Origin of the sequence: Rhizobium sp. PL01 (genome assembly GCF_033447125.1) — a bacterium.
Taxonomy (GTDB): domain Bacteria; phylum Pseudomonadota; class Alphaproteobacteria; order Rhizobiales; family Rhizobiaceae; genus Pararhizobium.
Genome location: NZ_JAWQUM010000015.1, coordinates 50,303 through 74,308, shown reverse-complemented (window position 1 = coordinate 74,308; position 24,006 = coordinate 50,303). Strand labels below are relative to the sequence as shown.

At 59.5% G+C, this 24,006-nt stretch carries 23 protein-coding genes; 4 read left to right on the top strand and 19 right to left on the bottom strand.

From position 1 onward, the window contains the following. Positions 1 to 25 precede the first annotated feature (25 nt). Entirely contained in the window at positions 26 to 1,129 is a 1,104-nt protein-coding gene (locus tag R6X40_RS28040; protein ID WP_412178481.1) for a TraB/GumN family protein, read from the top strand. A 245-nt stretch (positions 1,130 to 1,374) separates the two neighbouring features. Next, positions 1,375 to 2,406, top strand: coding sequence for a cell division protein FtsZ (ftsZ, locus tag R6X40_RS28035; protein WP_412178476.1), 1,032 nt, complete (start codon positions 1,375 to 1,377; stop codon positions 2,404 to 2,406). A gap of 40 nt (positions 2,407 to 2,446) precedes the next feature. On the opposite strand, the gene R6X40_RS28030 is transcribed toward ftsZ, so the two are convergent. The 14 genes from R6X40_RS28030 to R6X40_RS27965 form a co-directional block, all read right to left on the bottom strand. Further along, positions 2,447 to 3,715: a CHASE3 domain-containing protein gene (locus R6X40_RS28030; RefSeq protein ID WP_318418070.1), complete on the bottom strand. Its 1,269-nt coding sequence runs from the start codon at positions 3,713 to 3,715 to the stop codon at positions 2,447 to 2,449. 117 nt (positions 3,716 to 3,832) lie between these two features. Next, positions 3,833 to 4,330, bottom strand: coding sequence for a DUF2867 domain-containing protein (locus R6X40_RS28025; protein ID WP_318418068.1), 498 nt, complete (start codon positions 4,328 to 4,330; stop codon positions 3,833 to 3,835). Positions 4,331 to 4,436: 106 nt separating this feature from the next. Further along, positions 4,437 to 5,843, bottom strand: coding sequence for a dihydrolipoyl dehydrogenase (gene lpdA / locus R6X40_RS28020; RefSeq protein ID WP_318418066.1), 1,407 nt, complete (start codon positions 5,841 to 5,843; stop codon positions 4,437 to 4,439). A gap of 24 nt (positions 5,844 to 5,867) precedes the next feature. Further along, entirely contained in the window at positions 5,868 to 6,620 is a 753-nt protein-coding gene (locus R6X40_RS28015) for an SDR family oxidoreductase (protein WP_318418215.1), read from the bottom strand. Further along, entirely contained in the window at positions 6,620 to 7,114 is a 495-nt protein-coding gene (locus R6X40_RS28010) for a hypothetical protein (RefSeq protein ID WP_318418064.1), read from the bottom strand. The genes R6X40_RS28015 and R6X40_RS28010 overlap by 1 nt, the downstream gene beginning before the upstream one ends. Positions 7,115 to 7,116: 2 nt before the next feature. Further along, entirely contained in the window at positions 7,117 to 7,758 is a 642-nt protein-coding gene (locus tag R6X40_RS28005; protein WP_318418062.1) for a LysE family translocator, read from the bottom strand. Between the two features lie 33 nt (positions 7,759 to 7,791). Next, positions 7,792 to 8,208, bottom strand: coding sequence for an MAPEG family protein (locus R6X40_RS28000; RefSeq protein WP_318418059.1), 417 nt, complete (start codon positions 8,206 to 8,208; stop codon positions 7,792 to 7,794). Positions 8,209 to 8,424: 216 nt separating this feature from the next. Next, complete coding sequence (odhB, locus tag R6X40_RS27995; RefSeq protein ID WP_318418057.1) at positions 8,425 to 9,666, bottom strand: 2-oxoglutarate dehydrogenase complex dihydrolipoyllysine-residue succinyltransferase; 1,242 nt, start codon at positions 9,664 to 9,666, stop codon at positions 8,425 to 8,427. Between the two features lie 75 nt (positions 9,667 to 9,741). Beyond that, positions 9,742 to 12,738 (bottom strand): 2-oxoglutarate dehydrogenase E1 component, encoded by a 2,997-nt coding sequence (locus R6X40_RS27990; RefSeq protein WP_318418055.1) that lies wholly within the window; start codon positions 12,736 to 12,738, stop codon positions 9,742 to 9,744. A 165-nt stretch (positions 12,739 to 12,903) separates the two neighbouring features. Beyond that, positions 12,904 to 13,806: a succinate--CoA ligase subunit alpha gene (gene sucD, locus R6X40_RS27985; RefSeq protein ID WP_318418053.1), complete on the bottom strand. Its 903-nt coding sequence runs from the start codon at positions 13,804 to 13,806 to the stop codon at positions 12,904 to 12,906. 17 nt (positions 13,807 to 13,823) lie between these two features. Next, on the bottom strand, positions 13,824 to 15,017 hold the full coding sequence (sucC, locus tag R6X40_RS27980; protein WP_318418051.1) for an ADP-forming succinate--CoA ligase subunit beta: 1,194 nt from the start codon (positions 15,015 to 15,017) through the stop codon (positions 13,824 to 13,826). Between the two features lie 46 nt (positions 15,018 to 15,063). Beyond that, a complete protein-coding gene (gene mdh, locus R6X40_RS27975; RefSeq protein WP_318418048.1) occupies positions 15,064 to 16,026 on the bottom strand; it encodes a malate dehydrogenase in 963 nt (320 codons plus the stop codon). 193 nt (positions 16,027 to 16,219) lie between these two features. Next, positions 16,220 to 17,332, bottom strand: a complete 1,113-nt coding sequence (gene zapE, locus R6X40_RS27970) for a cell division protein ZapE (protein WP_412178480.1) — start codon at positions 17,330 to 17,332, stop codon at positions 16,220 to 16,222. 107 nt (positions 17,333 to 17,439) lie between these two features. Continuing rightward, positions 17,440 to 17,982 carry a protease inhibitor Inh/omp19 family protein gene (locus R6X40_RS27965; RefSeq protein WP_318418046.1) on the bottom strand — a complete coding sequence of 181 codons (543 nt, stop codon included), beginning with the start codon at positions 17,980 to 17,982 and terminating at the stop codon, positions 17,440 to 17,442. A gap of 399 nt (positions 17,983 to 18,381) precedes the next feature. Here R6X40_RS27965 and R6X40_RS27960 point away from each other — a divergent pair, with 399 nt between their 5' ends. Both R6X40_RS27960 and R6X40_RS27955 read left to right on the top strand, forming a co-directional pair. Further along, positions 18,382 to 19,020: a hypothetical protein gene (locus tag R6X40_RS27960; protein WP_318418044.1), complete on the top strand. Its 639-nt coding sequence runs from the start codon at positions 18,382 to 18,384 to the stop codon at positions 19,018 to 19,020. A 45-nt stretch (positions 19,021 to 19,065) separates the two neighbouring features. Then, complete coding sequence (locus R6X40_RS27955) at positions 19,066 to 19,308, top strand: hypothetical protein (protein ID WP_318418043.1); 243 nt, start codon at positions 19,066 to 19,068, stop codon at positions 19,306 to 19,308. 237 nt (positions 19,309 to 19,545) lie between these two features. Here the strand turns inward: R6X40_RS27955 and R6X40_RS27950 are convergent, their stop codons facing one another. The 5 genes from R6X40_RS27950 to sdhC are packed head-to-tail and all read right to left on the bottom strand — an operon-like array spanning position 19,546 to position 23,803. Next, the gene (locus tag R6X40_RS27950; RefSeq protein ID WP_037097354.1) at positions 19,546 to 20,325 is read right to left on the bottom strand and encodes a succinate dehydrogenase iron-sulfur subunit; all 780 of its coding nucleotides are present in this window, start codon (positions 20,323 to 20,325) and stop codon (positions 19,546 to 19,548) included. After that, positions 20,318 to 21,163 carry a hypothetical protein gene (locus tag R6X40_RS27945; RefSeq protein WP_318418040.1) on the bottom strand — a complete coding sequence of 282 codons (846 nt, stop codon included), beginning with the start codon at positions 21,161 to 21,163 and terminating at the stop codon, positions 20,318 to 20,320. Before R6X40_RS27945 ends, R6X40_RS27950 begins: the two co-directional genes overlap by 8 nt. After that, complete coding sequence (sdhA, locus tag R6X40_RS27940) at positions 21,164 to 23,008, bottom strand: succinate dehydrogenase flavoprotein subunit (RefSeq protein WP_318418038.1); 1,845 nt, start codon at positions 23,006 to 23,008, stop codon at positions 21,164 to 21,166. Positions 23,009 to 23,014: 6 nt separating this feature from the next. Beyond that, on the bottom strand, positions 23,015 to 23,395 hold the full coding sequence (gene sdhD, locus R6X40_RS27935; RefSeq protein ID WP_318418036.1) for a succinate dehydrogenase, hydrophobic membrane anchor protein: 381 nt from the start codon (positions 23,393 to 23,395) through the stop codon (positions 23,015 to 23,017). Between the two features lie 15 nt (positions 23,396 to 23,410). Further along, positions 23,411 to 23,803 (bottom strand): succinate dehydrogenase, cytochrome b556 subunit, encoded by a 393-nt coding sequence (gene sdhC / locus R6X40_RS27930; protein ID WP_318418035.1) that lies wholly within the window; start codon positions 23,801 to 23,803, stop codon positions 23,411 to 23,413. Between the last annotated feature and the right edge of the window lie 203 nt (positions 23,804 to 24,006).

The following is a 24,006-nucleotide window of genomic DNA, read 5'->3' as shown; positions in this document are numbered from 1 at the left end:
ACATGTTTCGCAGACAGGATCGATGATGTTTCAGCACTTCGCAAAACCGGCACGCAGCCTGGCGGATAGAATGCCCGGCAAGCTGGGCGACAACGTCCTTGCGTTGATCGCCACGTTGCACGTTCTGTTTGCACTGAGCCTCATCGTCACCCTCCTGTCGATCTCGCCGGCCCATGCGGAAGATGCGTCCTGCGGCGGTAAGAACCTGATTGCCGAAATGCGAACCTCCGACCCGGCCAAGTTCGCCGCGCTGGAAAAGGAAGCCGCAGCCGTTCCGAACGGCAAGGGCACCTTCTGGAAGATCGAGAAGGCGGGAATTGCGCCATCCTATCTGCTCGGCACCATGCATGTGACCGATCCGCGCGTGCTTGCCATGCCGGCGGGCGCCAGCCAGGCCTATGATACCGCGAAGACTGTCATCGTCGAATCCGACGAGATCGTCGATGACCGCAAGGCAGCGGCCGCGATCATGATGCAACCCGGATTGACGATGTTTGCCGACGGCAAGACCATCCAGGATTTCCTCAAGCCGGAAGACACAGAAAAGCTGGCGGCGGGACTGAAGGCGCGCGGCATCCCGCTGACGCTGGTAGCCAAGATGAAGCCGTGGATGATCGCCAGCTTTGTGGCCCTGCCCGCCTGCGAAATCAGCCGCAAGGCAGCCGGTGCCGCCTTCCTCGACAAGAAGCTTGCTGAAGACGCCTTGAAACAGGGCAAGAGCCTGAAGGGTCTGGAAACTTTGGTCGAGCAATTGCAGGCGATGGATGCACTGCCGGTGCAATTTCATCTGGAGGCGCTGATCGAGACGCTGGCGCTCGGCGACACGATCACCGACGTGATGGAAACGACCACCGAACTCTATCTTTCCGGTGATACCGGCCTGATCATGCCGATGATGAAGGCCGTCTCGGAGGAAAAGGCCAGCCAAAGCGATGCCGGCTACGCCGATTTCGAACAACGCATCATCACCGACCGCAACAAGACAATGGCGACCCGCGCCAAGCCTATCCTCGACGGTGGCGCCGTCTTCATGGCCGTCGGCGCCCTGCATCTGCCGGGAGACGAAGGCGTAATCGCGCTTTTGCGCAAGGACGGCTTTACCATCACCAGCATGTCCGCCGCCAACTGAGCAACCTCCCTGTTCTCCCCCGCAGGGGAGAAGAAGCAAGCTTGAGCGCCCTCACCACACCCTCGACAAACTTCGCCGGCACAGCAATTTTAGCTGTGACTCTTGCACCCGCGCCGTCTCTCTGCCTTTTTGCCAGCATAACCTGCGGCAGCCTGATTCGCGCCCGCTCCGCTTCGCATTCGATGCAGCTCCCGGAACGCGCTTCCATACGCCGGGGCCGCAAGCACGTCCAAGGAGACGACGAGATGACAGACATCAAGAAACCCGTGATTTCGGAAATGAGACCGAAGATTACGGTCATCGGCGTCGGCGGCGGCGGCGGCAATGCCATCAACAACATGATCACTGAAGGCCTGCAAGGCGCCGAATTCGTGGCGGCGAACACCGACGCGCAGGCGCTGACCATGTCGAAGGCGACGCGGCTCATTCAGTTGGGCTCGTTGGTAACCGAAGGTCTCGGCGCCGGATCGCTGCCGGAAGTCGGCCGCGCGGCAGCAGAAGAATCGATCGACGAGATCATGGATCATCTCGGCGGCACGCATATGTGTTTCGTCACCGCCGGCATGGGCGGTGGCACAGGCACCGGTGCAGCGCCGGTGATCGCACAGGCCGCGCGCAATGCCGGCATCCTGACGGTTGCCGTTGTCACCAAGCCGTTCAGCTTTGAAGGCAAGCGCCGCATGCAATCGGCCGAGGAAGGCATCGAGCGCCTGCGCGAAGCGGCTGATACGGTCATCGTCATTCCGAACCAGAACCTCTTCCGCATTGCCGATGCCAAGACCACTTTCGCCGATGCCTTCGTCATCGCCGACCGGGTTCTCTATTCCGGCGTTGGCTGCATCACCGACCTGATCGTCAAGGAAGGTCTGATCAATCTCGACTTCGCCGACGTCAAATCGGTGATGAAGGGCATGGGCCGCGCCATGATGGGCACTGGCGAAGCCAGCGGCGACGGCCGCGCTTCCAAGGCCGCCGAAGCGGCGATCGCCAACCCGTTGCTCAGCGAAGTGTCGATGAAGGGCGCCAAGGGCGTGCTGATCTCGATCTCCGGTGGCTCCGACATGACCCTGTTCGAAGTCGACGAAGCGGCAACCCGCATCCGCGAGGAAGTCTATGAAGACGCCGATATCGTCGTCGGCGCCATCTTCGACAAGAGCCTCGACGGCGTGTTCCGCGTTTCGGTCGTTGCCACTGGCCTCGACAGCCAGGCTGCGGGCACGGGCGCCAATGTCGCGGTCGATCAGCCAGGTCAGCTGCAGCCCCGGACGCTGCAATAAGCCTGTCGAAGCGCGACGCCGGTTGCCGGCGTCGCCGCCATCAGGTCAGCATTCCGGCAGCGTGAGTTGCCGGATCGAACCGCACCCGGAAGGCGCTGACCGGGTGGGCGATGTTCTTCACCTTGAGGAAGCCCAGATCGTCGAAGTTCAAGTGCCGCTGCTTGCGGATATGATCGCGCACCGCGCGTGATATGCAGATGCCGCCGGGATCCGCCATCGGCTCTAGCCGGGCCGCCACATTGACCGTGTCACCAAACACATCCCCATCCTGCACAATGACATCGCCGACATTGATGCCGATGCGGAACATCAGATGCTGGTCCTCCGGCAGTTCACCATTGTCGGCCGCCATCGACCCTTGGATCTCCACCGCACAATCGATCGCCGACAGGGCGCTGGCAAAGGCAACGAGCACACTGTCGCCCGCCGTGGTGACGATGCTGCCGCTATGATTGGCAATGATCGGATCGATGCGATCGCGCACGTCCTTGAGCCGCGACAGGGTCTGGGCCTCATCACCCTCCATCATCCGGCTGTAGCCGACGATATCGGCCGCCATGATGGCCAGCAGCTTGCGGTCGAGATGCTGCAGCAACTCATCGCGCGATGCCTCCGCTGATCGTGCGCGCCGCAGCGTCGCCCGCACCGCGATCACGCCCATGAGTGCCGTCAGGAGCGCCAGCCCGATCACCATCATCTCCAGTATGAATCCGGCTCGCCGCGCCTGATTGGCGCGCACCGTCATCAGGCTTTCCTCTTCCGTGCGCATGCGTTGAAGGACGTCGCGCACCCCGTCCATTAAAACCTTGCCCTGACCGTTGCGCAGCACCGAGACGGCCGCGGCCTCATCGCCAGCACGGCGGTGCTCGACGGTCTGGCGTAGTTCCGACAGTTTCTGTGTGCTCAGCGATCGCAGCACCGCAATATTGCCGTCCTGGCGGCGATTGTCGGAAACCCCGGTTGCAAGGCTCTCCACGCTGGCACTGATCGCGCCCACAGCCTTGTCATAGGGCTCGAGGTAGAACGGATCGCCGGTCAGAAGATAACCGCGCTGGCCGATTTCCGCATCCTGGAGCTGGGACTGCACGACAGAGATCAGACGCTCGTTATGGACGGTGCGGGCGACGGCCTCGTCTGCCTCTTGGCCCTTCTTGGACACCCAGAAGGACGCGCCCAGAAGCAGGATGATGAACACCGCGACGCCGGCCGTAATCAGCCGCAGGTTCTGCCCCGCCTCGTAGCTGATACGCCGGATAACCGTCGACGTTTTTGGGCCGGAAAGTTTGGGCGCGCTGAAATCGGATGCCACGAATACCTGCCTTGGGCCACCGGCACTGGTTGCGCCGATAAGGAAAAATGGCGCAGAACCGCGGTTTTGCAAGGGTCCGCCAACAGGCAATATGAGAATATCCAGCGGCCGGAAAGATCAGCCTACAGCTGTCACAGGGCGAGCGAGCCGCGCCAGCATCGTCTTGACGATCAGCCGGTGAAAAGGGGTAATTACGGCGATATAGATTTTTCCGAGCAGGATCTTGCGGCGCACCAGCGTCGTCACGCTGACCCTTTGGGCAAGCTCGCCGGCCTGACGAACATCGATGACAATGCGGAAATCCAGATGGGTATCGTCGAAGCCGAGAACGGCCCGTTCGCTTGACTGCGAAATCACCGGAAAAAAGCCGATCATCTGCACCTTGCCGTCCGGGCAGGCACCTGAGCCCTTCAGACCGAATGGACTGACAATGACGTTTCGCAGCCACATCAGGGCACGAACCCAGGCTGGAAAATCACCCAATGCGCGCTTGGCCGCAGAGATGGCGGTGGTCGCTTGACCCGGCACCAGAAGCTCGTAACAATCCGCCCAATCGGCCAATGGTAGTGCCGGATTCGGTAGGTTGACCGGAACGGCGTGGGGGCGTGGGGGCATAGGCAGCACTCCTTGAATGCACCGATCCTAGACCGCACGCTCAGGAGCCGCAAAGGGGCCGATTGTCACGGCCCCTTGGATTTTCTTACATTCTAAGCAGATTTTCTTACATATGGATCGGCTTGAAGAAGGTGGCGAGAGCGGCTTCCTTCACCGCTTCCGACATGGTCGGATGGGCATGGCAGGTCCGGCCGAGATCTTCCGAAGAGCCACCGAATTCCATCAGAACGGTGATTTCGTGGATCATTTCGCCAGCGCCGAAGCCGACGATATGGCCGCCGAGAACACGATCGGTTTCCTTGTCGGCAAGGATCTTCACGAACCCATCCGTTTCCAGCATGGCGCGGGCGCGGCCGTTGGCGGTGAACGGGAACTTGCCGACCTTGTAGGCGACGCCTGCAGCCTTCAGCTCTTCCTCGGTCTTGCCGACGGAAGCGACTTCCGGCTGGGTGTAAACGACGCTCGGGATGACGTCATAGTTCACATGACCGGCCTGACCGGCAATGATCTCGGCAACAGCAACGCCTTCGTCTTCCGCCTTGTGGGCCAGCATCGGGCCGCGAACGACGTCACCCAGAGCATAGATGCCGGGAACGTTGGTCATGAAGTGGTGATCGATCTCGACGCGGCCGCGCGTGTCCATGACGACGCCAGCTTCGGCAAGACCCAGGCCATCGGTGAACGGCTTGCGGCCGGTGGCGATCAGAACGACATCGGCATCGATGGTCGCAGCGTCGCCGCCCTTGACCGGCTCGAACGTCACCTTGGCGCCATTGCCGGACTTTTCAACGCCGGTCACCTTGGCGCCGAGCTTGAAATCGATGCCTTGCTTGGCCAGCATGCGCTGGAACTGCTTGGAGACTTCGCCGTCCATGCCGCCGAGGATGGTATCGAGATACTCGACAACGGTGACCTTGGCGCCGAGGCGCGACCAGACCGAGCCGAGCTCTAGGCCGATGACGCCACCGCCGACCACGACCATGGTGCCCGGAACCTTTTCCAGCGACAGACCGCCAGTCGAGGAAATGATGATCTTCTCGTCGATCGCAACGTCAACGCCCGGGATGCCGGCAACGTCGGAACCGGTGGCAATGACCACGTTCTTGGTTTCGATGATCTGCTCTTCACCCTTGTCGTTGGTGACGGAGACCTTGCCTTCGCCAACCACCTTGCCGGTGCCCTGGAAGGCATCGATCTTGTTCTTCTTGAACAGGAAGGCGACGCCATCGACGTTCGACTTAACGGTCGCGTCCTTATGGGCAAGCATCTTGCCAAGGTTCAGCTTCGGTGCGGAAACCTCAACGCCGAGCGCATCGATGCCGTGGCCAACCTGGTGGAAGACTTCCGACGCATGCAGCAGCGCCTTGGATGGAATGCAGCCGATGTTGAGGCAAGTGCCGCCATAGGTGGCGCGCTTTTCGATGACGCCGACCTTGAGGCCAAGCTGTGCCGCCTTGATGGCGCAGACATAGCCGCCGGGGCCGGTACCGATAACGATGAGATCATAAGCCATTTGAATGGTCCTTCCTGAGAGCGGCTAGCGTCCGCCGCTGACGTTGAGAATGGCGCCCGTGACATAGGACGACGAAGGGGAGAGAAGATAGAGAACGGCATCGGCGACTTCTTGCGCAGTGCCCGGCCGTTTCATGGGAATGGTCGGCCCGAGTTCACGGGCACGGTCCGGAAGCCCGCCGGAGGCGTGGATATCCGTATCGATGACGCCGGGCCGCACCGCATTGACGCGGATGCCGTCCGAAACGACCTCGCGTGCCAGGCCGACTGTAAACGTATCGATCGCACCCTTGGAGGCGGCATAGTCGACATATTGCCCGGCCGATCCGAGAACGGCGGCCATCGAGGAAATATTGACGATGACGCCGCCCTTGCCGCCATGGCGCACCGACATGCGCCGGACGGCGGCTGCGGCACAGAGGATCGAACCGGACACGTTGACACGCAGCATGCGTTCCAACCGGTCCGGGGTGATCTCGTCGATCCGTGCCGGCACGCCGACGATGCCGGCATTGTTGACCAGACCATCCAGACGGCCGAACGCCTTGTCGATCACGGCAAAGATCGCATGGATGCCGGCTTCGCTGCCGACGTCGCCTTCAACCGCGGCGGCTCTACCGCCAGCCGCTTCGATTGCCGACACGACGGCATCGGCTGCAGGGCGGTTCGATGAATAGTTGACGGCAACGGCCCAGCCCTGTTCGGCTGCAGACAGGCAGATGGCAGCACCGATGCCGCGGCTGCCGCCGGTAACCAGAAGAACGGGCAGATCACTGATCATTGCGCACACTCCTTGAAAGCAAGCGCATCCCAGGGCGCGACCGTGGCCTTGCCCCAGATCGACGAATTGCGCACGGCCGGGCCGAAATCGGGCAGCAGCACTTGCGTTGCTGCCACGGCCCCCTCCTCCGGCAGGTTGGCAACCTTGCCGTCAGCACTGACCGAATAGATCACACCCTGCCAGATCGTGCAGGCGGCGATATCCTCGCCTGTGATATCCCCCTCGGGGCATTTGTGCATGATCATGCCATTCGGCCGCATGGGCTCGCCCGACTGCATGACGATACCGTCGAGCACCAGATCGGTCTTGGCGACCTTGATCTTGAAATGATTGCTGGTGGCGGCGCTCTGCGAACCGACCGGCTCGAACCGCAGCTCATAAGCGCCATCCGCATCGCCATAGATTGCCTGCCCCTGCAGGCAATCGGCCGCAACTGCCGGCGAGACCGCCAGCACTGCGCACAATATCGATGAGAAAGCGGCAACGCGCATGCTCAGGCAGCCTTTTCCGTGGCGAGCTTGAGGCCGAGCGCAATGAAGACCAAGCCGCTGGCACGGTCGATCCACTGGCTGGCACGCGAGAAGGCGGCGCGCATCTTCGGCGTCGTCATGAACATGCTGACACCGACAAACCAGAGGATGAGGCAGCTGGCCATGACCAGGCCATAGCTGAACTTGATCATGATCGGGGTGTGAGCGTTGACCACCGTCGAGAAGATCGACAGGAAGAAGAACACCGGCTTCGGGTTCAGCGCGTTGGCAGCAAAGCCGAGGCCGAAGGCTTTCAGGCCCGACTGCTGCTTGCCAGTCGTATCACTGCCTTCCGCCTGTACGGTCATATCCGTCTTGCCGGCCCGCAGCGACTTGATGCCGATGTAGAGAAGGTAAGCGACACCGCACCATTTGACGATGTTGAACAGGTAGATCGACTGCGAGATGATCAGCCCGAGGCCAAGGATCGTATAGGTCACATGGAACATCAGCGATGTGCCGACACCGAAGGATGTGATGATCGCCGACCGGCGGCCATTCACCAGCGACTGACGCATGACCATGGCAAGGTCCGCACCGGGGGAAACGATAGCGAAGGCGAAGATCGCCATCAACGAGGCCAGTTCGAACAGATAGGGATGCACGGCATGTCTCCGGTAATATTGCGAACGCTACGCCTACGAGAAGATAAGCACGCCGGTCATGATGAGCAAGCCGACCAGCGATCCGACCCAGACGAGCGAACGGACATAGGGAATGCCGGCGAGATACAGCGGGATATAGACGATCCGGCAGACGAGCCACAACCATGCGCCGATCAGCCCCCAGCCGGTGAGATCGCCGACGATGGCGAGCGACAACGACAGCCCGATGAAGGCCGGATAGGTTTCACGGAAGTTTGCAAAAGCCCGTTCCGCGCGTCCGGCAAACACGCCCGACGGTTCCTGGCGATCGTCACGCGGACCAGCGTTCCATGCCGAGCCGAGTTCCAGTGTGGCGGGGATGCTCTGCAAGCCAATATGGACGGCGAGCAGCACGACGCTCCAGGCGAGAAGCGTGATGAAAGGCGATACTGCCAGCTGTGTCGCGTCCACTGAAAAATCTTCCCTAGGTTTGCCGCCAATCGACCCAAACTGCGAGCCGCGGTCGCATAGCGAAACGGCCCCTCACCCTAGCCCTCTCCCCGCTCGCGGGGAGCGGGGACGACAGAGCTTGCCGCTTGTCCCTTCTCCCCGCACGCGGGGAGAAGGCGGCCGCCCCCATTTCCTATAAGAGGGCCGGATGAGCGGCTTTTACGCCAGTCGAGATTATTACAGATCGAGAACGAGACGTTCCGGATCTTCCAGGCTTTCCTTGACGCGCACGAGGAAGGTCACGGCTTCCTTGCCGTCGACGATGCGGTGATCGTAGGACAGAGCGAGATACATCATCGGACGGATGACGATCTGACCACCGACGACGACCGGACGGTCCTGGATCTTGTGCATGCCGAGAATACCCGACTGCGGTGCATTCAGGATCGGCGAGGACATCAGCGAGCCGTAGACACCACCATTGGTGATCGTGAACGTGCCGCCCTGCATGTCAGCCATAGAGAGTGCTCCATCGCGGGCGAGCTTGGCGAGACGGCCGAGATCCTTCTCGACTTCGGCAATCGACATTTCGTCGGCATCGCGGATAACCGGGACGACGAGACCCTTGTCGGTACCGACGGCCATGCCGATATGGCAGAAGTTCTTGTAGATGATGTCAGTGCCGTCAATCTCGGCATTGACCGAAGGAATTTCCTTCAGGGCATGCGTCACTGCCTTGGTGAAGAAGCCCATGAAGCCCAGCTTGACGCCGTGCTTCTTCTCGAAGATGTCCTTGTACTTGGTACGCAGCGCCATCACGGCCGACATATCCACCTCGTTATAGGTGGTGAGCATGGCAGCGGTGTTCTGCGCATCCTTGAGGCGGCGGGCGATGGTCTGGCGCAGACGGGTCATCTTGACGCGCTCTTCGCGCGGCGCATCCTCTGTCGACGACGGACCGCGCGATACGGCCTTGACCGGCTCGGACACGGCAGGCGCCGAAATACCCTTGGCAACAGCAGCGATGACATCGCCCTTCAGCACCTGACCGCGCTTGCCGGAACCATCGACCTGATCGGCCGAGAGATTGTTTTCAGCCAGCATCTTGGCAGCAGCAGGCGCTGCCGGCATGGCAGAAGCGACTGGCGTGGCGGCAGCCGCTGCAGCAGCGGCTGCCGGTGCAGCAGCAGTGGGTTCAGCAACCTTCTTTTCGGCAACAGCCGGAGCAGCTGCTCCTGCGGCGCCAGCAGCGATATTGCCGAGCAGCGCGCCGAGGCCGACGGTTTCGCCGGCAGCAGCAACGATTTCGGACAGGACGCCGGCGGCGGGCGACGGCACTTCGATCGTCACCTTGTCGGTTTCAAGTTCAAGCAGCGGCTCATCAGCCTTGACGGTATCGCCAACCTTCTTGAACCAGGTACCGATGGTGGCTTCGCTGACGGATTCGCCCAGAGTGGGAACGCGGATTTCTGTGGCCATGATATTTTGTCGTCCGTTGATCGGGTGTCTGTTTCTGAAGAGGCAAAAGAGGGAGGCCTTTCAGCCTCCCGTTTCTCAGCCCCCGAGAGCGTCTTCGAGGAATGCGGCAAGCTGGGCGAGATGCTTGGACATCAGGCCCGTCGCCGGAGAGGCGGCAGCCGGACGGCCGGTGTAACGCACGCGCTGGTACTTCGCATCGATATGGGCAAGCACCCATTCCAGATACGGGTCGATGAACGACCAGGCGCCCATGTTCTTCGGCTCTTCCTGGCACCAGACCATTTCCGCATTGCGGAAACGGGACAGCTCGTTGATGAGCGCCTTGGCCGGGAACGGATAGAGCTGTTCGACGCGCAACAGGTAGACATCGTCGATGCCGCGCTTTTCGCGCTCTTCCAACAGGTCGTAATAGACCTTGCCGGTGCAGAGCACGACGCGGCGGATCTTGGCATCCTTCTGCAGCTTGATCGGGCCGTCCTTGATGACCTCGGCATCGTCCCAGAGCAGACGGTGGAACGAGCTCTCGCCAGCCATTTCCGACAGCGAGGACACAGCGCGCTTGTGGCGCAGCAGTGACTTCGGCGTCATCATGATCAGCGGCTTGCGGAAGTCGCGCTTCACCTGGCGGCGCAGGATGTGGAAATAGTTGGACGGCGTCGTGACGTTGGCAACCTGCATGTTGTCTTCGGCGCACATCTGCAGCCAGCGCTCGAGGCGGGCCGACGAGTGCTCCGGGCCCTGACCTTCATAACCATGCGGCAGAAGGCAGACGAGACCCGACATGCGCAGCCACTTGCGTTCGCCCGACGAGATGAACTGGTCGAACACAACCTGCGCACCGTTGGCGAAGTCGCCGAACTGGGCTTCCCACAGGGTCAGCGCATTCGGACGGGCCAGCGAATAGCCATATTCGAAACCAAGCACAGCTTCTTCCGAAAGCATCGAGTTGATGACTTCGTAACGAGCCTGGGTCGGCGACAGGTTGGCAAGCGGGATATAGCGGTCTTCGGTTTCCTGATCGTAGAGAACCGAATGGCGCTGCGAGAACGTGCCGCGTTCGCAATCCTGACCCGAAAGGCGGATCTTGGTGCCTTCGACGCAGAGCGTGCCGAATGCAAGCGCTTCTGCCATCGCCCAGTCGATGCCTTCACCGGTCGTCACCATGTTGGCACGGCCGTCCATGAAGCGCTGGATGGTCTTGTGGGCGTTGAAGCCGGCCGGAACTTCCGACAGCTTGCGGCCGACATCCTTCAGCACCTTCATCGGCACCGAGGTCTTGCCGCGGCGCTGCTCATCCTGGTTGTCGGCAGCGCGAAGCCCCGACCAGACGCCGTCTAGCCAGTCAGCCTTGTTCGGCTTGTAGGACTGCCCTGCCTCGAACTCCTGTTCCAGACGCGCGCGCCAGTCGGCCCGCATCATTTCCAGTTCGCCTTCGGTGATCAAACCTTCGGCGATCAGGCGTGCGCCATAGATCTGCACGACCGTCTTGTGGGCGCGGATAACCTTGTACATCTTTGGCTGCGTGAACGACGGCTCATCGCCTTCGTTATGGCCGAAGCGGCGATAGCAGAACATGTCGATGACGACAGGCTTGTGGTACTTCATCCGGTATTCGGTGGCGATCTTGGCGGCGTAGACGACCGCTTCCGGATCGTCGCCGTTGACGTGGAAGATCGGCGCTTCGATCATCTTGGCAACATCGGACGGATAGGGTGACGAGCGCGAGAAGGCCGGATTGGTGGTGAAACCGATCTGGTTGTTGATGATGAAATGCACGGTACCGGCAACGCGGTGACCGCGCAGACCCGACAGGCCGAGAATTTCAGCCGTGACGCCCTGGCCAGCGAAGGCAGCATCGCCATGCAGCAGGAGCGGCATGACCTGTGCCCGCTCGGACAGCGGAATGACGTCGCCTTCGAAGATCTTCGCCATCTGGTCCTGCTTGGCGCGAGCCTTGCCCATGACCACAGGATTGACGATTTCCAGATGCGACGGGTTAGCCGTCAACGACAGATGCACCTTGTTGCCATCGAACTCGCGGTCCGAGGAGGCACCCAGATGGTACTTCACGTCGCCCGAACCTTCGACATCGTCCGGAGCGGCAGAACCGCCCTTGAACTCGTGGAACACCGCGCGGTGCGGCTTGCCCATGACGTTGGTCAAGACGTTCAGACGGCCGCGATGGGCCATGCCGAGGATGATTTCCTTCAGGCCTTCCTGGCCGCCGCGCTTGATGATCTGCTCCAGCGCGGGGATCAGCGATTCACCGCCGTCGAGACCGAAGCGCTTGGTGCCCTTGTACCTGACGTCGATGAACTGTTCGAAACCTTCGGCTTCGATCAGCTTCTGCAGAATGGCCTTCTTGCCTTCCGCAGTGAATTCGACGCCCTTGTCCGGGCCTTCGATGCGCTCCTGGATCCAGCCTTTGATTTCCGGATCGGAGATGTGCATGAACTCGACGCCGAGCGTCGAGCAATAGGTGCGCTCGAGGATATCGACGATCTCGCGCAGGGTCGCGTATTCGAGACCCAGCACATTGTCGATGAAGATCGGGCGGTCCATGTCTTCCGGGCCAAAACCGTAGTTTGACGGCGACAACTCGTGATAGTCCTCGACCGGTGCAGCAATCGCCAGCGGGTCCAGCTTGGCATGCAGATGGCCACGCATGCGGTAGGCGCGGATCAGCATGATCGCCCGGACACTGTCGCGGGTCGACTGGTGAACATCGGCGGGTGCAGCGGCAACCCCGGTTGCAACGGCCTGTGCCTCGGCCTTCGCCTGCACCTTCTTTTCGATGACCTTTTCGACCGTGCCCCAGTCGCCATCCAGCGCCGAGACCAGATCGCCGCTGGCCGGGATCGGCCAATGCGGCTTCTTCCAGGAAGCGCCCTTGGCGGCCTTGATGACGTCTTCAGGCTGCTCCTGCAGCGCCTTGAAGAACGACTGCCACTCACCGGAGACCGACGACGGATCGTTTTCGTAGCGCGCATAGAGCTGATCGATATAGCCGGCATTCGCTCCATCGAGGAACGATGTCAGCTGAAATTGCTCGTTGGCTTCTTGCCTTGCCATGGTGTTCCGCGGACCTGTCCGTCCGCCTCCTGACTTGTTAACTCTGCCGGGTGTGGGCCCCGGTAAACCGCATTTTCAAAGCGCCGAATGCGCCTTCACGTCATCAGATGGTGCGGACCGGGCCATCCGCAATGGGAAGCCCGGTCACGTTATCGGTGTGCCGTCTCAGCCCTTGAGGACTTCGACCAGCGTCGTGCCGAGGCGTGCCGGGGAAGGCGACACGCGGATGCCGGCCTGTTCCATGGCGGCGATCTTCGATTCTGCATCGCCCTTGCCACCGGAAACCACAGCACCGGCATGGCCCATGGTGCGGCCCTTCGGAGCGGTCCGGCCAGCGATGAAGCCTGCCATCGGCTTCCTGCGGCCCTTCTTGGCTTCGTCGATCAGGAACTGTGCGGCGTCTTCTTCAGCCGAACCGCCGATTTCGCCGATCATGATGATCGAGGTCGTGGCTTCGTCGGCGAGGAACATTTCCAGCACGTCGATGAATTCCGTGCCCTTGACCGGGTCGCCGCCGATGCCGACAGCCGTCGTCTGGCCGAGGCCTTCGTTCGACGTCTGGAACACGGCTTCATAGGTCAGCGTGCCGGAGCGCGAAACGATACCGACTGAACCCTTGCGGAAGATCGAGCCCGGCATGATGCCGATCTTGCATTCTTCCGGTGTCAGGATACCCGGGCAGTTCGGCCCCAGCAGGCGCGACTTGGAGCGGTCGAGGCGAGCCTTGACGCGGACCATGTCCATGACCGGGATGCCTTCGGTGATGCAGGTGATGAACGGCACTTCTGCTTCGATCGCTTCGATGATCGCGTCAGCAGCGCCTGCCGGCGGCACGTAGATCACGGTCGCGTCGGCGCCGGTGCGTTCTTTGGCTTCGGCAACCGTTGAAAAGATCGGCAGGCTTTCGCCCTTCGATCCGGTCCAGGTTTCGCCGCCCTTGTTCGGATGGATACCACCGACCATCTGCGTGCCGTAGTAAGCAAGCGCCTGTTCGGTGTGGAATGTACCGGTCTTGCCGGTCAGGCCCTGAACCAGGACCTTGGTATTCTTGTTGACGAGAATAGACATGAATTCGGTCCTTAAAATTAGGCGTTGATCGCAGCGACGATCTTCTTGGCCGCATCGTCCAAGTCGTCAGCCGCCGTGATCGCGAGACCCGACTCATTCAGGATCTTCTTGCCGAGCTCGACATTGGTACCTTCGAGGCGCACGACGAGCGGAACCTTGAGGCCGACTTCCTGCACGGCAGCGACAACGCCTTCAGCGATGACATCGCATTTCATGATGCCGCCGAAGATGTTGACCAGAATGCCTTCGACCTTCGGGTCGGCAGTGATGATCTTGAAGGCTGCAGCAACCTTCTCCTTGCCGGCGCCGCCGCCGACGTCACAGAAGTTTGCCGGCTCTTTGCCGTAAAGCTTGATGATGTCCATCGTCGCCATCGCAAGACCAGCGCCGTTGACCATGCAGCCGATGTTGCCGTCGAGAGCAACGTAGGCGAGATCCCACTTGGAGGCCTCGATTTCCTTGGCATCTTCTTCGCTCTCGTCGCGCAGCGCCTTGACGTCGTCGTGACGGAAGATCGCGTTGCCGTCGAACGACATCTTGGCATCGAGAACGCGCAGATGATCGTTTTTCATGACGATCAGCGGATTGACCTCGAGCAGCGCCATGTCCTTCTCGTTGAAGGCCTTGTAGAGGATCGGGAAGAGCGACTTTGCGTCTTCTGCAGCAGCGCCCGAAAGCTCGAGAGCCTTGGAGATCGCAGCGACGTCAGCGTCCGTCACACCGGCTTCCGGATCGATGGCGATGGTGTGGATCTTCTCCGGCGTGTCATGAGCGACAGCCTCGATGTCCATGCCGCCTTCGGTGGAAACCACGAAGGCAACGCGGCCGACCGAACGATCAACCAGCAGCGAGAGGTAAAGTTCGCGGGCAATGTCCGCGCCGTCTTCGATGTAGAGGCGGTTGACCTGCTTGCCGGCTTCACCGGTCTGCGCGGTTACCAGCGTGTTGCCCATCATGTCCTTGGCATGCGCCTTGGCTTCTTCGATGGAGAATGCCAGGCGAACGCCGCCCTTGGCATCCGGGCCGAGTTCCTTGAACTTGCCCTTGCCGCGGCCACCAGCATGGATCTGGCTCTTGACGACGTAGAGCGGGCCTGGAAGCGACTTTGCAGCCGCTTCGGCTTCATCGGCGGAGAAGATGGCAACACCTTCCGCAACCGGTGCGCCAAAGGTCTTCAACAGAGCCTTGGCTTGATATTCATGAATGTTCATCGGGAAATTTCCTGTTTAAGCCTGATGGCAATGACGTGAGGTGCCGTTACTTCAGGCTGGGAGCGATGGCGACGCAGGCTTCGCAAAGGCTTGCCACCGAAGCGACAGACTTTTCGAAGGCTTCCTGCTCGGCCTTGTTGAATTCGACTTCGATGATGCGCTCGATACCACCGGCACCGATGATCGTCGGAACGCCGACATACATGTCCTTGACGCCGTACTGGCCGGACAGATAGGCGGCAGCCGGAAGCACGCGCTTCTTGTCCTTGAGGAAGGAGTCAGCCATTTCGATCGCCGACGCAGCCGGTGCATAGTAGGCCGAACCGGTCTTGAGCAGACCGACGATTTCGGCGCCGCCGTCACGGGTGCGCTGGATGATTTCTTCGAGGCGCTCCTTGGTGACCCAGCCCATCTTGACCAGATCGGTCAGCGGAATGCCGCCAACGGTCGAGTAGCGTGCGAGCGGCACCATCGTGTCGCCATGGCCGCCGAGAACGAAGGCAGTGACGTCCTGGACGGAAACGTTGAATTCCTGCGACAGGAACAGGCGGAAACGCGAGCTATCGAGCACGCCGGCCATGCCGACGACCATGTTCTTCGGCAGGCCGGAGAACTTCTGCAGCGCCCAGACCATCGCGTCGAGCGGGTTGGTGATGCAGATGACGAAGGCGTTCGGGGCATACTTCTTGATGCCGGCGCCGACCTGTTCCATGACCTTGAGGTTGATACCGAGCAGGTCGTCGCGGCTCATGCCGGGCTTGCGGGCAACACCGGCGGTGACGATGCAGACATCGGCGCCTTCGATTGCGGAATAGTCGCTGGCACCGGTCAGGTTGGCGTTGAAGCCTTCGACGGGAGAGGACTGAGCGATATCGAGACCCTTGCCCTGCGGGATGCCGTCGGCAATGTCGAACAGGACGATGTCGCCCAGTTCTTTCAGGCCGGCGAGATGCGCCAGCGTGCCACCAATCATTCCAGAACCAATAAGTGCGATCTTGTTGCGCGCCATGAAAGTGCTTCCTTTGCGATCAAATCTGACAAGGCCTGACGTGGCGCCTCAAGCGCGAGCTGTGGCAAACCTTCGGCGCAAGGAATTAAACTTCAAAAACTAAAATATCAACCGATACTTTTGGATAGAGCAATTTCAATCGGTTAGATCATAAAATTCTTACGTAAACGTAAGATAACGCGTCGCGAATGTGTCACAAAACAGCAGAATTGGCATGGTGGTTTGCGGCGTATTCCTTGCTCTGCAGCTCGATCAGCCGCGACACCGTGCGGTCAAATTCAAACCCCTCGGTGCCTTTTTTCGCGGTCAGCAGATCGATCGGCGTTGAAGCGGCCGAGGCAAACAACCGGGCACCATGATCGTAGATCGTGTCGACCAGCATGATGAACCGCTTGGTCTCGTTGCGGCGCTCGGGGCCGAGATGCGGAATATGCTCGACGAAGATCGTCCGGTACTGCGAGAGAATGGCAAGATAATCGGCCGCCCCAAGCGGTTTTTCGCAAAGATCGGCAAACGAGAACCGGGCACACTCGCCGGCAGCCTTCGGCACAACGATCTTGCGCCCCTTGAACGCCACTTCGGCGGAATGCACCGTCAGCCCCGCCGTCGCCAATTTCCAGGCGTTGTCGAGTTCGGCGTCGGCTTCCGGTCCCAGCGGCGACGACCAGACCGGCAGGCCCTCGATCTTCGCCAGCCGGTAATCCGTCGTCGTATCCAGCGGCACGATATCGGTATGCGCTTTCAACAGGTCGATGAACGGGAGGAACAGGCCGCGATTGAGGCCGTCCTTGTAGAGGTTTCCCGGCTCGACATTCGATGTCGCGACCAGCACGCAGCCTTTTGAAAACAATTCTCCGAACAGCCGCGACAGAATCATAGCGTCAGCAATATCGGTAACGGAGAATTCATCGAAGCAGAGAAGACGGGCCTCGGCAAAAATTTCCGCAGCAACCGGCGGCATCGGATCAGCCTGGCGCGTCTCGCCATTTTTCAGCTTCTGCCGGTGCTTGAAGATGCGCTCGTGCACATCGGCCATGAATTCATGGAAATGCGCCCGCCGCTTGCGCTGGATCGGCACTGTCTCGAAGAACAGATCCATCAGCATGGTTTTGCCACGCCCGACGCCGCCGTAGAGATAGAGCCCCTTCAGCGGCGGATGCTCGTTCTTGCGCGAGGCAAACAGCCATCCGAGCGCATTCGACTTGCGCTGGGCGCGGCTGGCGGCCAGCTCCGATGAAAGGTGATCCAGGCGCTTGGCGATGACAAGCTGCGCCGGATCGCGCGTCAACGTTCCCGCCGCGATCATGGCTTCAAGTTTTCGGGAAATACTGTCTTCGGGATTTGGCACGCGCTGGACCGCTCTGGTGTCGGAGACGACGGCAAGAAAAAGCCCGGCTCAAGCCGGGCTGATGATTAGCGGCTGAGGCTGACCGACTGGCCGCCATTGGTCGAGCCGTCAAAGCGCGCATCGGCCGTCTTGAACAGACGGGCGAGCGGATTGCCGTTGCGATCCTTGAGCACGACCTGCTTGCCGGCCACTTCCCAGGAGCCCATCGCCGTCAGTTCGCCAGCGCAACCGCGCGTACCGCCGCGTGAGCCGCTGCCGAGATTGGTGAGCGTCAGGAACATGTCGCAGGAAGCGCCCGCATTCGAGACACGCCAGTTGCCGACCATCGATTCCTTGGTGACGTCAAGCGCGTTGGTCGCCGCCGCAACCTCGGTCCCGCCGGGTGTCGTGACGCCGCCGACTGCAGCCGTGCCGCTGACCGGGGCTGCCGGAAACTGCGATGTATCGCCGGGCGCAGCAAGCTGGCCGGACGAGACGGTCGCCACAGGCTGCGCCTGCACGGGAGACGGCGACGTGTTGTTGTTGCTGAAATCGGTCATGGACGTCCTCTGACATCCAGCCAGCGCCAGCACCACGGCCAGTCCCGCGACTGCATGTATTGTCCGCATATTTAAGCTCCCGATCATCTCTGCTAACGCGTTGTCCAGGGGAATATAGGCGGAATTAGCTTAAAACTAACTTTAAAATCAAGATGCACCGGAATCTTTAAGACCTGTGGCAGGATTGAAACGGTTACGCGCGCTGCCCTGGGAAGTTGCCGGAGCATTTGGGATACGCAACAACATCCACCCAACCGGTTATGGTCGTGCAGGGTGACAACCCTCAAGGTAACGCCGAATAGAACTGTAACAGCCGAACGAGATGAAGGGCACCTCCTTCGATAGAAGCCGATCCCAAACTTAGAACTCTTAAAGGCTCGGTTATAATATGCCGCTTACTTTCAACCATAACGACAGATTGAGGCAAGCATTCCCCTCTAAAGCGAGACGCTCACGGAGGAGTATGGGATGGATATTAGAAATGTAAGCTACTCAATCATTCAAACCGCCAGCCGGCTCGTATCGACCAGAGAGTTGGCCAATTCCGGGAATTTAGTTGCAGCAGCCCCCTCCTATGACGGCACTGAGCCTGATGATGGGCACGGTGACATTGGGATATATGATAGCTTTGGCAAATTAGCCCCCATATCCGATAGCTTCATGACTGCGCAGCCGAATGGCTTCGAAATTTACATGCCGGCCCGGCTAGGATTTTCATCCAACAATTTGGCCCTCGCTGTGAGTGATCCAGCGGCAGAGCCGTTCTCTTCGGGAAAGACAAAGACGGAGGTTGCGCAAGCGGCGCATAAGGCGATCGACATGCGATACGCCCAAATGGCGGAAAATGGTCAACCATTTGATTATAATAGTTTTGAGGGCAAAGATTCGTATTCTGCCCTCGGCGATTTGGATCGTCGTGCTTTGAATACGATGCGCACCGACACCACCGGTCTTTTTTCAAAGGAGGAAAAGGATATGGCGGCTTCCATCATGGCAAATCAACAAGGGTTTGCCATGGGGCTCTATGCTGGCCCCATACGGCTGGCGGAAACGTTCACATCGGAGCCTTCTAATCACATGGCTGTCGGCAAGGCAGGAGCGGTTTAGCTCGATAAGGTCAGCTACGAAGAAAAAACCACGTCTGTCGAGTGGATGGAGCAGCGGGCGGCGACACAGCGCCTCTATCAGCATGGCGCGGAGCATGCCGGGGTCGAGCCAGAAGACCTGAGTTCCGGATTCTCATTCGTGGATATGTTACTGCAGGCCTATAAAGACCTCGAACGGCTTGGCGAAGGGTCCGACTTGAAAGACGTCGCGGCCTACCAGAAGGCGTTCGAACTTTTTGCGAATTATGCGTCAGCCAAGCAACCGGCGGCATCAATTTTGTATCTCTGATCAGAAGCGTGATTTCGTCAGCCTTCCAGACGAATACGAAACCACTTGCTTTGCAAGCTGGCGAGACTTCGAACCCCTTTCAATCGGCTACGCGCGTGAGATGCGCTTTTCCGTAAAAGCCGACCGCAACGTTCTGCTGCGACCGGCTTCAACTCTCAACACATGCCGATCTACATATCGGTTGATAAAAGGAGGCTGAAACACCTAGCCCCAACGATCAAACCGCCTCACACATTATCAGACCCGACGCTCCACCATCATCTTCTTGATTTCGCCAATGGCCTTGGCCGGGTTCAAGCCTTTCGGACAGGTCTGGGCGCAGTTCATGATCGTGTGGCAACGGTAGAGGCGGAAGGGATCTTCGAGGTTGTCGAGACGCTCGCCCTTGGCTTCGTCGCGGCTGTCGATCAGCCAGCGATAGGCCTGCAAAAGCACAGCCGGGCCGAGATAGCGGTCGCCGTTCCACCAGTAGCTGGGGCACGAGGCGGAACAGCAGGCGCAGAGGATGCACTCGTAAAGACCGTCGAGCTTCTGGCGATCCTCGTGGCTCTGCTTCCATTCCTTGGCTGGCGTCGGCGAAACCGTCTTCAGCCAGGGCTCGATCGACCGGTGCTGGGCGTAGAAGTTGGTGAGGTCCGGAACCAGATCCTTGACGACGGGCATATGCGGCAGCGGGTAGACCTTCACAGTCCCCTTCACCTCGTCCATGCCCTTGGTGCAGGCCAGCGTGTTGGTGCCGTCGATATTCATGGCGCAGGAACCGCAAATGCCTTCGCGGCAGGAACGGCGCAGCGTCAGCGTCGGGTCGATCTTGTTCTTGATGTACAGGAGCGCATCGAGAACCATCGGGCCACAATCGTCGACATCGATGTAGAACGTGTCGATCGACGGGTTCTTGCCGTCGTCCGGGCTCCAGCGATAGATGCGGAACTCGCGAGTATTGGTGGCACCGGCCGGCTTCGGCCAGACCTTGCCTTCGGTCATCGTCGAGTTCTTGGGGAGAGCGAGTTCAACCATTGTGATTTCCTATCTGCGGCGGAACCGAGACCAGCAGCATACGCGAATCTATTTTAGATATTTGAGATTTTATGGCCTCAAAACCTTCATCTTGAGGCAAGATCAAAATCATGTCGTCACTTGACGCTAGCAACTTGTAAAGCAACAGTTGACCGATCGCAGTCGCTATTGACTGTTGCCTCAGGTCAGGTTTGACCTCTACCACCGCCGTTCGACCGTTCTTTCGAACAAAGAAATCCGGGCGGCAACCTGTGGCGAGGAGAAAAGTGAAACCGTTGTCTTTAAGATAGGCTTCTGCCGTTTTCGCGACCGGATGATGTTTGGGAATAATGGTACATCCAGCTCGATTGTATTCTTTATCGACACCATAATCCGCAGTCCATTTGTCGGAAAGCGGCAGATCTCTCCCCGTCGCATCTTCATAGAAACGAACAATTTCCGAGCCAATAAAATCACTTAGGGAGCATATGACGTAGAAGCGTTTACTCTGTACTTCGATCACACCGAAGTTGGGTCTGTAGCCACCGGAAAGCGCAAGCACCTCCCGCAGAATATATATTTCGCCATCACTATCACATGCGAATTTTGAACGGCGGTTCGGTCCAAAACCGAATTCAACCAAAAAAGCCTGTCTGCCTGCAGGTTCCAATCGAATTTGGAAATCCGTTCCGATATCGTGCTCAAAAAGGACGAGCTTGTATTCATCACTTAAAGCGATGCTGACATGCAAACGGTGGGCTTCCACCGTCTCGATCACATTACCTGTTTCTTTCGCGATAAGACCTGCAATTTTTGAAAAATATTCAAAAATCTCTTCAGCCTGCTCAACGATTTTCATCTAATACACTCGAGCCTTGGGCTCGATCTTTTTCGGATCGATGCCCTCGGCCAGAAGTTCGGTGTGAACCGGGCGGTAGTCGAGACGGACTTCGCCGGCTTCGTTGACCCAGGACAGCGTATGCTTGCGCCAGTTGACGTCGTCGCGGCCAGCAAACGGGCCGTCAACGAAATCTTCGCGTGCGTGGCTGCCGCGGCTTTCCTTGCGGGCTTCGGCGCCATAGACGGTGACGATGGCGTTGGCCATCAGGTTTTCCAGCTCCAGCGTTTCGACCAGATCGGAATTCCAGATCATCGAGCGGTCGGTGACCTTGACGTCGCTCAGTTCCTGCCAGATCGCGCTCATCCGCTTGCAACCGCTTTCCAGCGATTCCTGCGTGCGGAACACGGCGGCGTCGTCCTGCATGGTGCGCTGCATCTTTTCACGCAGCACCGCAGTCGGCGTTCCGCCATCGGCATAACGCAGCTTGTCGAAGCGCGTCATGATCTTTTCGCAGGCCTTTTCGTTGATCGCCGGGATCGGCGAGGCGCGGTCGATAACCTCGCCGGCACGGATCGCAGCGGCGCGGCCGAAGACCACGAGGTCGATCAGCGAGTTTGAACCGAGACGGTTTGCCCCGTGCACCGAGGCGCAACCGGCCTCACCAACAGCCATCAGGCCCGGCAGAATGCGTTCCGGATTTTCACCGTCGGCATTCAGCACTTCGCCCCAATAGTTGGTCGGAATGCCGCCCATATTGTAGTGAACGGTTGGCAGAACCGGGATCGGTTCGCGGGTTACATCAACACCGGCAAAGATCTTGGCGCTCTCGGAAATGCCCGGCAGACGCTCATGCAGAACGGCCGGATCGAGATGGTCGAGATGCAGGTAGATGTGGTCCTTGTTCTTGCCGACGCCGCGGCCTTCGCGGATTTCCAGCGTCATGCAGCGCGAAACTACATCGCGGGAAGCAAGGTCCTTGGCCGATGGGGCATAGCGCTCCATGAAGCGCTCGCCTTCGGAATTGACCAGATACCCGCCTTCGCCGCGCGCACCTTCGGTGATCAGGCAGCCGGAACCGTAGATACCGGTCGGGTGGAACTGGACGAATTCCATATCCTGCAAAGGCAGGCCCGCGCGTGCCACCATGCCGCCACCGTCGCCGGTGCAGGTATGGGCAGAAGTTGCCGAGAAATAGGAGCGGCCGTAACCGCCTGTCGCCAGAACAACCATCTTGGCGGAGAAACGATGGATCGTGCCGTCGTCGAGGTTCCAGGCGACAACGCCGGTGCAGCGGCTGCCGTCATCCGACATGATCAGGTCGAGCGCAAAATACTCGATGAAGAATTCGGCATTGTGCTTCAGCGACTGGCCATAGAGCGTGTGCAGGATGGCGTGGCCGGTACGGTCGGCCACGGCGCAGGTGCGCTGGACAGGAGGGCCTTCGCCGTAATTCTGCATGTGGCCGCCAAACGGCCGCTGGTAGATCTTGCCTTCGGCATTGCGCGAGAACGGAACGCCGTAATGTTCCAGCTCGTAAACGGCCTTCGGCGCTTCCATGGTCAGGTACTGCATGGCATCGACGTCGCCGAGCCAGTCAGAGCCCTTGACGGTGTCATAGAGGTGCCACTGCCAGCTGTCCGGCGTCATGTTGGTCAGCGAGGCGGCAATGCCGCCCTGGGCCGCGACCGTGTGCGAGCGCGTCGGGAAAACCTTGGTGATGCAGGCCGTCTTGAAGCCCTGTTCAGCCATGCCGAGCGTGGCGCGCAGTCCAGCGCCACCAGCGCCAACGACGATAACGTCATAGGCGTGGTCGACATAATCATAGGCGTGGCCGTTAATGAGCGGCGATGAAGTGGGTGCCATTTTGAATTACCCTGCAAACGCGATCTTCAGGATGGCGAAAAGACAGAGCCCGCCAACTGCGATCGCAAAAAACGTATTAAGCATGACGAGGACGATCTTGGCGCCTTCGTTGTGGACATAGTCCTCGATGACGATCTGCATGCCGAGCTTCATGTGGATCAGGCCGGAGATAACCATCAGCCCCATAACCACCGCCACGAAGGGGTTCGACAGAGCAACGACGACCTCGGCATAGGGGGCGCCGGCGTATTTGATCAGGAACAGCACGAAGAAGATGATCAACGGCACGTTGGCAACGGCCGTCAGCCGCTGGCGCCAGAAATGATCGGTGCCTTCCTTGGCTGAACCGAGGCCGCGAACCTTACCGAGGGGAGTACGCATATCCATGGAATTCTTGTCCTCTCAGCGAACCATGTAGCCGACGATCCAGATCAATATGGTCACAGCGACCGAACCGATCAGATTGGCAATGGCAAGCTTGGTCGCGAAGTGTTTTTCGTAGCCGTAACCCAGATCCCAGACAAAGTGCCGGAGACCGCCGAACAGATGATGCACCAGCGCCCAGGTATAACCAAACAGAATGAGCTGGCCGATGATGGTACCGAAGGCCCACATGGCCCAGTCGTAATATTCAGGCCCGCTGGCTGCGGCGATCAGCCACCATGCGACGAGGACCGTGCCGAAGTACAAAGCGCATCCAGTGATGCGGTGCACAATAGACATGATCATGGTGGGAATTGGCTTATAGATTTGTAGATGCGGCGACAAAGGCCGACTTTTGGTGACATTCGTCATCTGAACCTCACGGAAGACCCGGAAAGATGCCCAAAAACTGGACTATTTTCATCCGGTATTGCACCTGATTGTGCGCAATTCAGTCAGCCGACGTTTAATCACCATATTGATTAACGACAAGTGTGTTTGCACTGCAAAATCAATTTAATCGATTAGACAAAAATCTGACGGCTTGACGAACCCGATTCGCCTGAGCCGTTAAC